Annotated in this window: 12 protein-coding genes; 4 read left to right on the top strand and 8 right to left on the bottom strand. The window is 41.4% G+C overall.

Annotated elements, in window-relative coordinates; genetic code table 11:
* Complete coding sequence (locus HUN01_RS11150; RefSeq protein ID WP_181931319.1) at positions 1-573, top strand: chemotaxis protein CheB; 573 nt, start codon at positions 1-3, stop codon at positions 571-573.
* A 4-nt stretch (positions 574-577) separates the two neighbouring features.
* Positions 578-2,704, top strand: coding sequence for a hybrid sensor histidine kinase/response regulator (locus HUN01_RS11145; RefSeq protein WP_181931318.1), 2,127 nt, complete (start codon positions 578-580; stop codon positions 2,702-2,704).
* Positions 2,705-2,755: 51 nt separating this feature from the next.
* Here the strand turns inward: HUN01_RS11145 and HUN01_RS11140 are convergent, their stop codons facing one another.
* Positions 2,756-3,127: a DUF2237 family protein gene (locus HUN01_RS11140; protein ID WP_181931317.1), complete on the bottom strand. Its 372-nt coding sequence runs from the start codon at positions 3,125-3,127 to the stop codon at positions 2,756-2,758.
* A 654-nt stretch (positions 3,128-3,781) separates the two neighbouring features.
* On the opposite strand from HUN01_RS11140, the gene psbA reads away from it, so the two are divergent.
* Positions 3,782-4,864 carry a photosystem II q(b) protein gene (gene psbA, locus HUN01_RS11135; RefSeq protein WP_181929512.1) on the top strand — a complete coding sequence of 361 codons (1,083 nt, stop codon included), beginning with the start codon at positions 3,782-3,784 and terminating at the stop codon, positions 4,862-4,864.
* Positions 4,865-5,193: 329 nt separating this feature from the next.
* Positions 5,194-5,751: a recombination mediator RecR gene (gene recR / locus HUN01_RS11130; RefSeq protein WP_238846177.1), complete on the top strand. Its 558-nt coding sequence runs from the start codon at positions 5,194-5,196 to the stop codon at positions 5,749-5,751.
* Positions 5,752-5,792: 41 nt separating this feature from the next.
* Here the strand turns inward: recR and HUN01_RS11125 are convergent, their stop codons facing one another.
* From HUN01_RS11125 to dpdE, 7 genes are all read right to left on the bottom strand, one after another.
* Entirely contained in the window at positions 5,793-5,975 is a 183-nt protein-coding gene (locus HUN01_RS11125; protein ID WP_238846166.1) for a response regulator, read from the bottom strand.
* 52 nt (positions 5,976-6,027) lie between these two features.
* Entirely contained in the window at positions 6,028-6,978 is a 951-nt protein-coding gene (locus tag HUN01_RS11120) for an AAA family ATPase (protein ID WP_181931315.1), read from the bottom strand.
* A gap of 62 nt (positions 6,979-7,040) precedes the next feature.
* Positions 7,041-8,135 (bottom strand): DUF4350 domain-containing protein, encoded by a 1,095-nt coding sequence (locus tag HUN01_RS11115; RefSeq protein WP_181931314.1) that lies wholly within the window; start codon positions 8,133-8,135, stop codon positions 7,041-7,043.
* Positions 8,136-8,525: 390 nt separating this feature from the next.
* Entirely contained in the window at positions 8,526-9,077 is a 552-nt protein-coding gene (locus tag HUN01_RS11110; protein ID WP_181931313.1) for an ATP-binding protein, read from the bottom strand.
* A 139-nt stretch (positions 9,078-9,216) separates the two neighbouring features.
* On the bottom strand, positions 9,217-9,717 hold the full coding sequence (locus tag HUN01_RS11105) for a DUF3850 domain-containing protein (RefSeq protein ID WP_181931312.1): 501 nt from the start codon (positions 9,715-9,717) through the stop codon (positions 9,217-9,219).
* Positions 9,707-11,224 (bottom strand): GNAT family N-acetyltransferase, encoded by a 1,518-nt coding sequence (locus HUN01_RS11100; protein WP_181931311.1) that lies wholly within the window; start codon positions 11,222-11,224, stop codon positions 9,707-9,709. The genes HUN01_RS11105 and HUN01_RS11100 overlap by 11 nt, the downstream gene beginning before the upstream one ends.
* Before the next feature lie 224 nt (positions 11,225-11,448).
* On the bottom strand, positions 11,449-14,763 hold the full coding sequence (dpdE, locus tag HUN01_RS11095) for a protein DpdE (RefSeq protein WP_181931310.1): 3,315 nt from the start codon (positions 14,761-14,763) through the stop codon (positions 11,449-11,451).
* Between the last annotated feature and the right edge of the window lie 11 nt (positions 14,764-14,774).

Raw genomic sequence — 14,774 nt, 5'->3', positions numbered from 1 at the left:
GTGTCGTTTAAAATTGTGGTAATTGGTACTTCCTTAGGCGGATTATCTGCATTGAAAATCGTTCTGGGAAATTTACCAGCGGACTTCACTGTGCCGATCGCGATCGTGCAACACCGTCATAAAGAGTCTGGGAACACACTTCAGGAGTTATTACAAGAATCCACTTTGTTGAAAATTCGAGAAGTGGAAGACAAGGACGAAATACTACCAGGATATATATACATAGCTCCAGCAGATTATCATTTACTGGTTGAACCAGGTCACTTTGCCCTTTCAACTGATGAGCCTGTTTCTTATGCTAGACCATCTATTGATGTGCTGTTTGAGTCGGCAGCCGATGTCTACACTGAGCAAGTTATTGGTGTAATCTTGACAGGAGCAAACCAAGATGGTATGCAAGGTCTTAAGAAAATAAAAGAGCGGGGAGGAATTACTATTGTACAAGAACCTGCCACAGCTGAGAGCGACATTATGCCAGAAGCAGCAATTTCTGCTGTTACAGTAGACTGGATTTTGACACTCTCAAACATTGCTTCCCAGATGGTCAAGCTTTGTCACTTATCACAGAAATAAACCGATGCAGATGGAATCCAAAGTCAACATCCTCCTAGTGGATGATAAACTAGAAAATTTGCTGGCACTAGAGGCAATCCTAGAAAAACTAGGGGAGAATCTCGTGAGAGCTACTTCTGGGGAAGAAGCTTTGCGGTGTCTGCTGCATCAAGATTTTGCAGTGATTTTGCTAGATGTGCAAATGCCAGGGATGGATGGCTTTGAAACTGCTACCTTGATTCGCAATCGGGGGCGATCGCGTCACACTCCAATTATCTTTCTCACCGCCTTTAGCACCAGCGACCAAATGCTGTTTAAAGGCTATGCTTTGGGTGCAGTTGATTATTTGCTCAAACCATTAGACCCCAATATCCTGACTTCTAAAGTCATAGTATTCGTAGAACTATTTAAGAAAACAGAAGCCGTCAAGCAACAAGCAGCGCAATTAGTAGCTGTCAATACAGAACTCAGGCAAAGTGAAGAACGATTCCGATCGCTAAGTACCTGCTCACCCGTTGGCATTTTTGAAATTGATACTGAAGGCGGTTGTAAGTATACTAATCCTCGCTATCAGGCAATTTGTGGTTTGAAAGCGGCAGAGAGTCTAGAAAAAAGATGGCTGGAATCTGTTCATCCAGAAGACAAAGAACGAGCAGTTGCTAGTTGGTCTGCCTACATTCGTGAAGGTCGCGACTACTCAGAAGAATTTCGCTTTCAAACTGCTCATGGTAGCGATCGCTGGGTTCAGGTTCGCTCATCACCGATGCTTTCCGGTCAAGGGGAATTGGTGGGATATGTTGGCACTCTTGAAGATATTACGGAACGCAAGCAAGCAGAAGAAGTCCGCGCTCAAGTAATTCGAGAACAGACAGCAAGACAGGAAGCAGAAGCCGCAAATCGGATGAAAGATGAGTTTCTTGCTGTTCTCTCGCACGAACTCCGCACACCCCTAACCTCGATGCTGGGCTGGTCAAAAATCCTCCGCGCCAAGAAACTTGACGAAAAAGCCACTTCCCGCGCCTTGGAGGCGATCGAACGCAACGCTACATCTCAAATGCAACTAATCGAGGATATTTTGGATGTATCTCGGATTATCCGGGGTCAGTTGCGGTTAAATGTATCTGCGGTGAATCTGCTCTCGGTGATGGAAGCAGCATTAGAAGCAGTGCGTCCTCTTGCAGAACCAAAAGATATTAAGTTAAATACTGTCCTGGATACTTCCATAGGGTCAGTTTATGGCGATCCAGCCCGTTTACAGCAAATAGTTTGGAACCTACTAACTAATGCCATTAAGTTTACGCCTAAAGGTGGTAGGGTCGAAGTCAGGCTATCAAAATATTTGGGATTTTCGATTTCAGATTTGGAATTGGGATCTGATGGTGAAAATTTAGACTCTTTAGACACTGATAAAAGCAGTAATCTACAATCCAAAATTCAAAATTCAAAATCCCAGTACGCCCAAATTCAAGTTGTTGATACAGGAATTGGTATCAGTTCCGAGTTTTTACCCAAAGTATTTGAGCGTTTCCGGCAAGCAGACAGCACCACAACGCGATCGCACAATGGACTAGGACTAGGACTAGCGATCGTCCGTCATCTAGTGGAACTACACAAGGGGACAATATTTGCCCAAAGTTTAGGTGCTGGACAAGGAGCAACTTTTACTGTGAGACTACCACTGCTACAAGACAATAGGGGTAATAGGGCGAGTAGAGAAGCCACAGGAGAAATTTCTTCTGTGGCATCAACGCCCCTTGCTGGATTAAGAGTGTTAGTTGTAGATGATGAAACAGATACCCGTAACTTTCTCAGTTTTATGTTTGAGGAGTATGGAGCTTTTGCCACTGCGGTAGCATCAGTTGATGAAGCGTTAGCAGTACTTGAACAAGCAAAACCAGATATACTGATTAGCGACATTGGTATGTCAGAGCAGGATGGTTATACACTAATTCGGAAGCTGCGCTCTTTAGAACCAGAAAAAGGCGGACGTATCCCCGCGATCGCTTTAACAGCATACACGCGAGAGGAAGACCGTTTAAAAGCTCTTTCAGCAGGGTTTCAGCAGCATTTATCTAAGCCAATTGACCCCACGAAATTAATTGCTGTGGTTGCCAATGTATTAGAACTAACTTTGGAAGTTACAGTGAGTTGATTAGTCATTTGTCATTTGTCATTTGTCATTGGTCATTTGTCATTTGTCCAATCAAGACGAAGTTAGGGCGTGTTTTTTCAGTTCGTCTAAGGAAACCACTTCCAAGGCTCTAGCATGGGTTGCTGAAAGTATTACGGGTGGAGCAACGCCAGCTTCGAGAGCTTGTTGCCAGCGAGAAGCACATAAACACCAGCGATCGCCAGGCTTCAATCCAGGAAAATTAAAATCAGGAACAGATGTACTGAGGTCGTTCCCGTGCGATTTAGTGAACTCCAGAAATTCTAATGTCACTTGGGCACATACGACGTGAGATCCGAAATCCTGTCCACCTGTACGACAAAAACCGTCGCGGTAAAACCCAGTCATGGGAGAAGTACAGCAAACCTCTAGGTTTCCATCGATTACGTTTTTAGCGTCTGTCATCGTTAATTGGTTGTACTTGATTTTTCTACTTGATATTAAGCTTATATTTATTGTTAATTCCCTGGTTGAATTAAAATTTCTATCTCTCATTAATTCCGAAAAGCAGGGAATTGTAGAATCACTTAAATCAAAATCGCTAAAAAAACCTCTCAGCACAATATTTAAGAGCGATCGCTCTCAAAGGGACTGAGTTTTACCCTTACCGAGTATTTAAATAAAAACCCCTGGCTAACTACCAGAGGTAATGCAAGTCAGTACTTTTCGCATGGAATGTATCCTACTCAAATACCATAGCAACCCTCTAATTTACAGATATGCCATTCTGCCAAACAAAAAAGCCCCCAGTGGTAAGCTGAGGGTTAATTTTTTCTAGAATAGCGGTAATATACAAAGCTATTATTCCCAGATGAGTAGGCAAATAATACTTATAGCCCTTTTAAAGAGCCATATAACCAAATATTGTAATGTCACATAAAAGAGAGCTTCGGCGTATTCTGCCTTGTTGTTTGCTTTTAAATAAGCAAAACTAATAACTCACATCAGGTTTACTGAAGTAATAAAACTTGATTACAAATTGTAAAGCAGTGTAAAGTAGCTCCACAGGCAAAGACTTTACTGCCTGATTCATAAATAACTAACCGCACTTATAAAACAATGACAACAACCTTACAACGTCGCGAAAGCGCCAACGTATGGGATCGATTCTGCGAATGGATCACCAGCACCAACAACCGGATTTACATCGGTTGGTTCGGCGTCGTAATGATCCCCACCTTGCTAGCAGCTACCGCTTGCTTCGTAATCGCCTTCATCGCCGCTCCTCCAGTAGACATCGATGGAATCCGTGAACCAGTAGCAGGTTCCTTGATCTACGGAAACAACATCATCTCCGGTGCAGTAGTACCTTCATCCAACGCTATCGGCTTGCACTTCTATCCAATCTGGGAAGCAGCTTCCTTAGATGAGTGGTTGTACAACGGCGGCCCTTACCAATTGGTAGTTTTCCACTTCCTGATTGGCGTATTCTGTTACATGGGTCGTGAATGGGAACTATCCTACCGCTTAGGAATGCGCCCTTGGATTGCGATCGCATACAGCGCTCCAGTAGCAGCAGCAACCGCAGTCTTCTTGGTATACCCCATCGGACAAGGTTCATTCTCTGATGGTATGCCTTTGGGTATCTCAGGAACATTCAACTTCATGATCGTGTTCCAAGCAGAACACAACATCTTGATGCACCCCTTCCACCAACTAGGTGTAGCTGGTGTATTCGGCGGAAGCTTGTTCTCTGCAATGCACGGTTCACTAGTAACCTCTTCTTTGGTTCGTGAAACAACCGAAACCGAATCTCAAAACTACGGTTACAAATTCGGTCAAGAAGAAGAAACCTACAACATCGTTGCAGCCCACGGCTACTTCGGTCGTCTAATCTTCCAATACGCTTCTTTCAACAACAGCCGTTCACTGCACTTCTTCCTCGCAGCATGGCCTGTAATCGGCATCTGGTTCACCGCCTTGGGTGTAAGCACAATGGCGTTCAACTTGAACGGTTTCAACTTCAACCAATCAATCATTGACTCTGAAGGTCGTGTGATTGCAACTTGGGCGGATGTAATCAACCGCGCTAACCTGGGTATGGAAGTAATGCACGAGCGTAATGCTCACAATTTCCCTCTAGATTTGGCTGCTGGCGATTTTGCTCCTGTAGCTCTTACTGCTCCTGCTATCAACGGTTAATCATAAGCTTAAGGCGCTATCCATAGCGTCTCTACAATTTAAAAAAGCGTCCTCTGGTGACAGGGGGCGCTTTTTTATTTGAATCTACATAACCTAAATTAAGGTTCTTGTCAGCTTATAGTACAAAATTGTGGGTTTTCGAGACGCGATAAATCGCCGTCTCTACAAGTGTTTTGGTCTTATCTGAACTGTATTGGAGTCTGCTTGACTCCTGATAAATAAAATGACCAATCCAAAATTCTATAAGAATGTCATCATAGTTAAGGTAAAAACATTCTGGAGACAAGACAACGGTTTACGCACGCCCTTTAGCACGGTTAATTGAGCAATTGCAACGCCTACCGGGAGTTGGCCCTAAATCTGCCCAACGACTGGCTTTGCATATTTTGAAGCGACCAGAAGCAGAAGTAGAAGCTTTAGCACAAGCTTTAATTGAGGCAAAAAAACAGATTGGTTTGTGTTCTGTTTGCTTTCACTTATCGGCTGAACCTGTTTGTGAAATTTGCCGCAATGCCAATCGTGACAACAATACTATCTGTGTTGTAGCAGATCCTCGCGATGTGATTGCGCTGGAAAAAACCCGCGAATACAAAGGCAAGTATCACGTTTTAGGTGGGGTAATTTCGCCGATTGATGGAATTGGGCCAGATCAGTTGACTATACTGGCTTTGCAGCGCCGGGTGAGTCAGCAAAAACCTCAAGAAGTAATTCTCGCAATTAGTCCGAGTGTGGAAGGGGAGACAACAACACTATATATTGGTCAGTTACTGAAACCATTTACCAAAGTGACGCGGATTGCTTTTGGTTTACCTGTGGGTGGTGATTTGGAGTACGCAGATGAGGTGACTTTGGCGAGGGCGTTGGAAGGACGCCGGGAATTGGATTAGGTTTGAGTTAAACTTTGGATTACAGAGAATTTTGAACTACACTATTCTTCACTCCCGACTCTTTCCTTAAGCAAATCTGCAATTGAGGTAAGTAATTCAGTTGGTTGGACTGGTTTGGCAATATGCTTCTGAAAACCAACTGCTAAGACTAGATCGCGATCGCTTTCTCCAGCATAGGCGGTAAGGGCGATCGCTGGAATTTCCCCACCCTTCTCCTTGGGCATGGCTCTAAGCAGCCTAATCAGGCTGTAGCTATCCATTTCTACAAATAATTTTTTACCTTGGAACTGGTACTTGGTTAATTACCGACGCAATTACTGCATCCATTTGTAAACCATCCAGCATTGCTTCTGGTTTCAAAATCAGGCGATGACGTAGCAGCGGCGATGCAACTGCTTTAACATCATCTGGTGTGACAAAATCTCTTCCAGTTAACCAGGCTAATGCTTGAGATGTCTGCAACCAAGCACCGGCAGCGCGAGGCGATGCACCCAAAGTTAAATCAGGATATTGACGCGATGTTCTCACCAACGCCAACAAATAATCAACGATCGCTTCTGATACTTTAACTTCTTTGACTGCTTGTCGTGCTTGCAAAATATCGGCTACTGTTGCAATTGGTTTCAAACGGCTAATATCCAAACGCCTTGCTGCAAAACCCGCTTGACGATTCAGTAACATTTGCTTTTCAGCAGCTTGATCTGGATAATCTACCACCAGCTTAAATAAAAATCTGTCCAACTGCGCCTCTGGTAAGGGATAAGTCCCCTCAAATTCCAGAGGATTTTGGGTTGCAATCACCCAAAATAAATCTGGTAAGGGCAAACTTTCACCATCTAGCGTTACCTGCATCTCTTCCATTGCTTCCAGTAGCGCTGCTTGGGTTTTGGGAGGAGTACGGTTAATTTCGTCAGCTAGCAGCACTTCGGTAAATATTGGCCCTTTTTTCAAAGTGAAATTGCGGCTATTTAAGTCAAAAATATTTGTACCAGTAATATCTGAAGGTAAAACATCTGGTGTTAGTTGAATCCGGCGAAAATCCCCTTGGATTAACTGCGCTAACACTTTTACTAAGAGAGTTTTACCAGTTCCCGGTACTCCTTCTAAAATTACGTGTCCACCCGCTAGCAGTGCTACTAAAAGTTGTTGTATTAAGCTAGATTGTCCGACAATAACTTGATTAATACCTTGACCGAGACGAATTAAGATAGGATGTGTTTCGCTCATATTTTTATTAATAAATAACCAACACAGAGAACAATTCCAAAAAAATAATTACGAATTACGAATTACGAATTACGAATTAATCTAATGGTTCGCCATTTCCCCAACCAGCTTAACAGTTCTCGTTCACTGATGGGTTGTTTGCGAGATTGTAGCTTTAAAACTGCATCTAATTCTCCTGCACTTGCGCCTGTTTTTTCTATCCAGAAATTAATTAAGGCTTGGCGTTCTAAAAGTACTTGCCCTAATCCCAAAGCTTTTTGGAGTTGTAGTTGTTCTTGTTTACCCACCATATCTACAACAAAGTTGGTGGTATCAGCTTTCTGCAACACTCCCGCTAAAGCTTGGATGTATGCTTCGCTGTTATCTGCAACTGGTGTATCTAAAGCTACTGGTTTGCCAAAGCGGCGATTCTGTGCCCAAGTTAGTACTAATAGCAGGATACCTACCTGTATCAATATTGGAAATAAAGGAGTTTTAGCAAAAAAACTAAATAAATTTCCTTCGCTTTCTTTCTTTCTGACATCGGCATCTTTATAGCCGTGGATGTATTCATCGACAAATACTGTGTTGCTTTTTTCAGTTACTAAACTGGCTAGATACTTGAAATTACTTAAATAATCTTGGTAGGCGTTGGCGGCTAAATAAGGAGTGGTAGAAAAAATTACCTTTCCCTGTTTGTAATTTTCTTCCCAGACAACAGCACCAAAGCGATCGCCTAAATCAACTTGCTGGGAGTTAGCTTTTTTATATCGTCTACGTGTATCAATTTTAATATCACCTTGGGGAGATTTCTGCATAGTGCTAAACTCCGCTTCTGTAACCCGCCCCCCAGCCCCCAAAATTACCAAAGTATTCCCTTTTTCTACCCATTCACGCTCTTGATTATCCAGTGTCGTCTCCCTTGGATAGCCGCCTACCTGTAGTAGAGTAACTGGGCTGTTTTCTGGCTGAATATCACTAAAAGGCTTTTGCCAGCGCTTGATAGAAGTTCCCTGCTGTTGCATAAAAGCATACCAAGCACCATAGCCATCAGGGGCGCGGTTATAGGTAGAGCCAGTGTTAAGTTTAGTATTATTGGGAGCCGCAACCAAACTAAGTAAAACGATCGCAGCGAGTGCGATCGCTCCTATCCAAGCAAGGCGATTTGAACGTTTCATTTTCGATCACTATAAATGACTTCGTTTCAGTATCACTAGTGCTAATACTTACTTATTTTTCCGGTAAAGTCAAAAATATAGTTAGTTGTTTTACACCAGTTTTGATTTAATTGGAAGTTGTAAAAAACCCCACCCTATGTAAGGAGTGGGGTTTATACGGTAACTAAGGCTATTTAACCGCACATAGATAATATCAGATATGGCAATTGACAGCTAGGTTAGGACATAAACTGATGGGAAAACCTCGACACTAAGAGACTTTCAAGCCTATTGCCTATTGCCTGTTCCCTATTGCCTGTCTCCTGCTATATCAATCAAATTGCATAAGCGATCGCCCTGATACAAGCAAGGCGATTTGAATGTTTCATTATACTAAGACTGAGGAAATTCTCATTCCGATACTGCTTTAGCCACTAAACTTTCAATGAAAGTATATATTTTGTCCTCACTCTTAGCAGCATTACACATTAGATAGGGAATGTTTAATTTATCCCTTATGTACTCAGCGTTATAAATTTCTTGTTCTTGAAAAGATCGCAGCAAAGCTAGATCATGTTTCACACTGTCTCTTGAGCTTAAACGAGTATAAATATTTTCAGGTTCATCAACTAAAACAATAATAGCACTAGCGCAAATGCTTTCAAATGTTGAGTATGGGATTTTAGTGATTTTATTATCCTTGTTTAAGAGACAAAAATGCCCATCAATTAAATACGTGTTTTCATTATTTAAATACTTGTTTATCGCTTCTACTAGAATTTCTTGATTTCCGGCAATATTCTCAACTCGTTTGTTACGAAGATGTTCCTCTGTCTTTTCTCTGGCAATCAGATTGCTCGCTGAAAAATGTTCGATATTAAATCTTGATTCTATATTTTTACAAAGCGTTGTTTTACCAACACCATGCACTCCACCGACGAAGATTATTTTCCGTTTTACCATATTGTTTATTTATGAAAAAACAACAAACATGATGAGTTTTAAATATACACAACGATTTACTGACCCGTAAACTCTACATATTTGGCCACGCGATCATTTTATTTAACGCTGAAAATCGAGTAGAATTAATCGACTCTATTTACTGCAATGCGAATAAACTCAACTGTTCACTTAGCCTCCCTTCCTGCATTAACTGATTTCTCCCCTTGTTAAGTGCATCAATCCATTCAGACTGAATGTACCAATTCTGACGCCAGTTGATTGTGGCTTGTGGAGGTGTAAAATTAGAGCAACTTTCGTGTATTTGTTTCAGAGAAATTGAAGGAAAAAGAAAGCTTTCATATATAAAAGTGCCGTATGCAAATTCACAGTTTTCAAAATACATATCATAAAAATCTTTGTCTACTCCCAGAATGTGGTGATACTTACTCCACATCTTACAGACAGGTAAGGATATAGTTTTATCAGCAATAAAACCTCCCCTTATAATAGAATCAGGTGTTGTCTCATACAAAAGAATTAGATCACCTAATTCCATCCCAATTGAACGCTTTCGCAACTCGATTTTTTTACTACCATCAATAATACGTTCAGCATACATTCGTTTGATGCTTAGAGCTTTAATGTATTTAACCTGCATAAAAACCTCCAAGTTCAACAGCTATTTTATAACGTTCTATACGAAGGCTGTGCATTGTTTGCGGTGGCCCATTGAGAACACCATTGCTGCGTAAGTCATTTAGATGAACTACTTGACTGAGCGGCATTAGGAAATCAAACTCAACGGCGTGCCGTTCTTGTTCCTCACTACCGATCTCTTCTAAGGTGAGAACACCCTTCATACCCAAATCACTATAGAGTTTAGTTGGTGTTCCAATGTATCGATTAACAATTCTGGCGATCGCTACTATACCAGATATAGGACGGCTGGCATAGAACAATATTAATGATCCTCTCATGTCATCTTGTTTACAACTACATCGTCCATAGTAAACTGTCTTGCCAGCTTGAAATATCTGAATTAAGAATTGAGGACGAATTGGTATAACATAGGCTGTTTGAGGAGTGTAAACTGACTCTGCTGGATAAGTCAAGTTGAGCCAAGAATGCAGAGAAAATTGGTTAATTAAACTACCATTAGAAGCACTTAGCTCAACTGTTGCATCATTAAACTGAATTTGTTCAACTTCTTCTCTACCCGCAGGATTATAAGAAGTCGATATTATTGATGGAAATAGAATCTTTGCCTTATTTAGTGCGTCTAAACTACTCTTATCAGATTCATAAAAGAATAGTTTTGTTAAGAACCATTCCGGTTGATGAGCTTCACGTTCGTATATTTCCCTCCCTATGCCTTCTACCCAGAACCCATAACGTTCAAAGAATTTAACGAGTTCGACTCTGGCTGTGGTAACGAAAGCTCTTCTAATTCGTTCTGATTTCCATTGTTCAAAACAAGTTAAGATTAAGTTTCTTCCGATACCACTACGTCGATAATTCTCAGTAACAAAAAGAGTTGATAGTTTCGCTATTCCATTCCCTTTCGGCTTCCAAATAGCAACTCCAATAGCTTGTCTATCTCTATAAGCTACGTTAAAAACAGCATCTGAACTGCTCATTGTTCTATCAAACCATTGAGGAAAGCCTGGATAAAGCGGAGATAGTTCATCATCAAGTACTTTGACTAATTCGATCTCACGCCTAAACTCGCTACCACTAAGCTTTCTTACCCCAAATGCCGAAACGATAGAATCGAATGATTCTCCTTCAATATCTCTTCGTCCACCCCCTAATTCTGAGAAATCATCAATGATTACAGCTCGATAAATCCTATCAAGGAGATCCTGTAATTCTTTTTGATTGGGAAACCTAAACCACTCGATTCCAGGTGCTTCTGAAATATGATATCCCTGATTTTTCAATTGGGAATGAATTGTTGTTTCCACCCACTCGCCCGGAACTTTGACTGCACCCAACAATTTAGGTTCTTCTGCATGTGAAGTTCTAATCTGTCCACGTATGCGCTGTAATGCTAATTCTTTAGGATCAGCATCAATACTGCCAGAAGTTCTGCCAATTTTAACTCGTGGCTGTTCCCGCAGATACGAAGGAAATGAATAAATGTAAAGAACTATCTGAATCTCCATATCTTATGCACGGTCAACATAATGCTGCCTTACTTTATTGAGTATAAATAAGCAAAGTCTTTAGACTATTTATTATAACTAAATCACGAGTTTTAGCTGTAATTGTCAACTGTTTATGCTAATTTAACCACAAATGCGAACGATAACGAGAATAAAAACCCACGTAACCCCTATTTACAGGCGGGGTTAGCGCGGGTATTGTAGGTATCTAACGAGAGACCATATCAATCAAATTGCATAAGCGATCGCCCCGATACAACAATAAAACCGACAGAATCAAGCCTCAGAAGGGGCTGGCGAATTCCCTCTAGAATAGCTGCATTTAAAGCAGTTTCTATCTTCAATTCTTCAGCTAATGCATTATCCCAACTTTGCTGGTTCAAACGCAGGCGTAATTGTTCTACTCTATTGGCTAATTTCTTTTCGGCAACTTTAGCACAACTTTGGCACAATTCAATAAAATCGGGACGATTGGAAAGTAATTCCGCAGAAGTATTACGCACTTGATAGCAGAAATTTTGCCACTTACTAGGGTCAACAAAATCGTCAATAATTTCTAAGCGCTCTTTTGCTAGATTGTAATCTCGTCCTTGATTATTGTTTTTATCTTTATATGGACGTTGCAAAATACTTAAAAGGGCTTTATCCTCAACAACACGTATTGGCTCATTGCGACCATCAACATAGATTGTTTCTATAATTGGCGGAAATAAAGCATCAACACGTCGCTGCAAGTTTTTGAATTGAGAATTATCTAGTTTATTATCTAGTAAAACTTGTTTGGCATTTCTTAAATTTGCTTCAACTACATAATTGCATTGAAAACCGAACCACTCTTTCCCTTCTTTCGCATCCCAAGATGCATCAGTGCGCCACATCGCAAAGGCTTCACCTCGGTCATCCCAGTTTATATAGCTCCAGAGGGCTTCTACAAATCCTTCCCCAACTCGAAAGAGTTTAACACCAGGATTCTGGTTTGCTACCCTGCGATTATAAGTACCAAATTGGTCTAGATAACTATCAGCAAAACGGTTTTTTAACTCATTTATGGGAACCAATGTCCGCGTTGAAGGTTGATAACGTCGCATATCTGATGAATCTGGATTATTGAGTCCTCTGAATCCCAGCGCGTCACAAATCCAGCCTTCAATGGCTCGTTTCATTTCTAGATGACAAGCATCGTAATTATCTAGCTCTTGAAAATACTCGGTGGCAATTTCATCGTTAGCGTCAATTTCATCTAGAGCATTTTGTTCGCTAATCTTTGCTATTTCAGTTTCAATTTGCTCTTGAATTGGTGAAATCATTTCTAACAATCCAGCAGCACTTGATTGAAACAAAGTTGTTTCCAATTCTGCAAGTTTCTCATCCACATAAAACTGGAGACTGGCAATTGATTGTTGGAAAATACCAAACCCATCTTTTAATACTTTATACCAAGCATTGTGAGGGCTATCTTCCAAATATGGGCCAATCAAGGCGCAGGATTGGATGCCAATTTTGCTGCCAATGCGGTCAAGTCTGCCAATTCTCTGTTCTAATTGATTAGGCGACCAAGGAAGGTCAAAATGAATTAACCAATCGGCAAACTGGAGGTTACGCCCTTCTTCTCCAGAGCGATCGCATACTAAAATAAAGCAGTTTGGGTTATCCTTGAACCTATTTAAGCCTTCCTCAACCTTGTCTGGTGATTCTCCAAATTGATGGCTAGCTATTGTCTCTGCACCAAAGGTATCAGATAAATACCGGACAATTTCGCCACAAGTTTGCACAAAACTGGTAAATACAATAAATTTGGGCAGAATATCACCAGTAATTGGTCTCTTGATTCTCTGCTGTATTCTCGTGATGAATTCCTTTTGATTCTTCCGAATGTTTGCGGGAATTTTGAAGTATGTACCTAACTGATTCAGCAGGACTGTTTTCAAATTTTCCCTCCGTTCTCCGTCCTCTTGAGGTTGACGAATAATTTTTAGGAAGGATTGCAGAATCTCTTCTTCGCCTGCGAATTTGGGGGTTGTAGTTAAGATGCGAACATCATCTTCTTTAAACTCCTGGATGAGTTTAGCATGAGGTTTACCAGTTAAACGGGCGGTAATTACCTGTTCTAAAATTCCTAACCAAGTACCAGCAGCTAAGAATAACAGCAGAAAAATTCGCTGATATTGCTTGTCACTAGGAGCAACACTACGCCATTGATTGAGTAGTTCGTGGATATCAAGCGATCGCTCGTCCAAATCATACTCTTCTTTCGGCGTAAAATTCCGGTCAAAGATCACATCTTCCACCGCAGCGCGACGGTTGCGAAGCATTCGGCGGTGTAATCGATAGGTATCGCTGACGTGGACACGAATCGCTTGGACGATTTGCTCTTGCTCAGTAGAATTTGTTTGTAAACAATTTTCTAAATCATCCGCCAGCTTCAGTAAATACTCATCCTCAGTAAAGAGGTTTCGTAGTTGCTGCAAGTTATTTTTGAGAACCAGAGGTTCCGCACCTTCTTTAAAAGAAAGGAGAACTTTACCAACTTGCTGACGGCTTTCTACTTTGGCGCGAAAACCTTCTAAATCACCAATTTTATAGGTTGTCGGGTCAAGCAAGTGCAACATGGCCAGAAAATCTTGCTCATGGTTGAGAACAGGAGTGGCAGATAATAAAAGTAAGCGATCGCTTTTATGAGCAATTTCTTTGCAAGTCTGAAAACGCTGGCGCACTGTTGCATCCTTAGAGGTCGCCATTGCCGCGATGTGATGGGCTTCATCTAAAATTAAGCAGCCTATCCTTGCTTTCAGGTTGATTTTATGGATATCTTCAACCGCCAGCACCGCTACCCGTTTACCAAAATGGGAGATGTAAAACTTGTTTTCTAACTCAGTCCGCCATTGTTTAAGCAAATATTGCGGAACTAATATCACCGCCCCTTTTTTCGGTTCATCCAGGAGGAACTGACGGAGAATCGCACCCGCTTCGATGGTTTTTCCGAGTCCCACCTCGTCTGCTAGCAAGTAGCGCTGAATTGGGTCTTCCAGTACCCGCCGCACAACTTCAACTTGGTGAGGATAAAGATTGATATTTGCCGAAATCAATCCTGTCATCCCGCGACTGACAGCGCGTTGCTTAATCAAGGATTTCACGAAGGCCAATCTTTTATCGTGGAAGTAGGGCGTTTCGTGACCCTTCATCGCCAGAGTTTGGATGGGGTCTGTATTTGGGAGATTACAACGAACGTAAATATCTTCAACAGATGCGATCGCAGTTTTCTTGTCTGGTAAATCAATTTGATACATTTCCGTATCTTCATCCCAGATGAAAACTCTGCCAACTATCCATTTATCATCATGGGTTTGGGACTTAATATAGCATCGAGCCTGGGGTTCAAGCCTGACCTGAGAGAGCGAATTTAAAGGTAAAGTTTTTTGAAGACGTTGCCCTATAGAGCAGAAATACTCAACGTTCGCATTGGCATCAGATATTTCGGTAACTTTTCCGATACCCAAAGAGTTATTCTGGGACTGTACCAATAAACCAAGCTTAATCATAGATCCAGTCC

The sequence above is a fragment of the Nostoc edaphicum CCNP1411 genome, from assembly GCF_014023275.1.
GTDB classification, from domain to species: Bacteria; Cyanobacteriota; Cyanobacteriia; order Cyanobacteriales; family Nostocaceae; genus Nostoc; species Nostoc edaphicum_A.
Note: the sequence above shows the minus strand (reverse complement) of the source record. Positions and strands in the feature narration are given on the sequence as shown.